The 1,323-nt window shown below is 54.8% G+C and carries 1 protein-coding gene; it reads right to left on the bottom strand.

Annotated features, from left to right (window positions below):
* Window positions 1-46: 46 nt before the first annotated feature.
* A protein-coding gene (locus tag BJP07_RS09430; RefSeq protein ID WP_143111770.1) for an IS3 family transposase occupies window positions 47-1,263 on the bottom strand; the annotation gives its coding sequence in 2 pieces (ribosomal slippage) (window positions 47-1,002 and window positions 1,002-1,263; 1,218 coding nt in all).
* Window positions 1,264-1,323 lie beyond the last annotated feature (60 nt).

Raw genomic sequence — 1,323 nt, 5'->3', positions numbered from 1 at the left:
TGGGGTTGCCCGCAAATCGTGGACACGTAGTGGGGCTACCTAGTGTTTAGGCAGCTATTTCTTTTCTACTGGTGGTTAGACCAATGTGGTTTTCGAAGTCGACGGGGCTGACCATTCCTAGTGCAGAGTGCCGGCGCCGACGGTTGTAAACGACTTCCATCCAGTAGGCAACGGCCTTGCGCGCAGCATCGCGGGTAGGCCAACGCTTACGGTCGTAGAACTCGGTTTTAAGCGTCGACCAGAACGACTCAGCCATCGCGTTATCAAAGCACACACCAGTACGCCCCACAGACTGAGCAATGCCCAGGTTATGGCAGACTTCCCAGAGCTTCTCGCTGGTAAATTGCGTTCCGCGGTCAGCGTGGAACACCAGCCCATCAGGAACGTCACCGCGCAGTGTATATGCCATCCGCAGGGCCCGTTCGACCAGGCATGTATCTTGAACGCTATCCATCGCCCAGCCCAGCACCCTGCGGGAATGGCCGTCGCGGACCGCACACAAGTACAACCATCCCTCGCTGGTGCGTAGGTAGGTAATATCCGACATCCACACTCGGTTGAGCTCACCAGTATCAAACATGCGCTTGACCAGGTCAGGAAGAGCTGACTTACGCTTGGATTGAATCGTTGTCACCGGGACAAAGGCACGCGGTGAAATCCCTTCAATGCCCATCATGCGCATCCGCTTAGCCACAGTCTTGCGATTCAGGGTGATCTGGTAGCGCTCGGTAAGTTCTGCGGTGATCCGCGGAGCACCATAAACCTCATCGGAGTCTTTCCAAATCTGATGAATCTTTCGGTCAACGCCATCGTAAAATGCAGCACGATCATTTTCGCCAGATAGTCGCTTCTGCTGCGTATCAGCCCATTTGTAGTATCCAGACCGAGACACTTTTAATAGCCGTGCCATGCGTTTGATGCTGTAGTTTGCCTTCTCCTGCTGCATCAATTCGAACTTTTCTGCTCGCGTTGCTTCGCGGCGAAGAAGGCTGTCGCTTTTGACAAAAACTCATTATCCATCTTGGCTTCCGCCAACTCACGGCGCAGACGAGCATTCTCAGCACGAAGATCCGCCTCACTCATCCCATCCGAGGCCCCTCGGCGTTCACGCTCGAGTTTGACCCACCGGCCTAAAAGCCCGGCGGAGACGCCAATCTCCTTAGCCACATGAGCGATCGGGCGCTCTGACTCGATTACAAGGTTCGCGGCTTCACGCCGGTACTCCGGCGTGTACTTCTTGCGCTGTTGACTCACAATGAACATCCTCTCCTACGGACACAAGATCCGCACAAATAGGGTGTCCACTAAACGAGGGTAACCTCA

The sequence above is a fragment of the Corynebacterium sp. NML130628 genome (genome assembly GCF_001875665.1).
Lineage (GTDB): Bacteria > Actinomycetota > Actinomycetes > Mycobacteriales > Mycobacteriaceae > Corynebacterium.
This window is presented reverse-complemented; position numbering and strand designations above follow the sequence as displayed.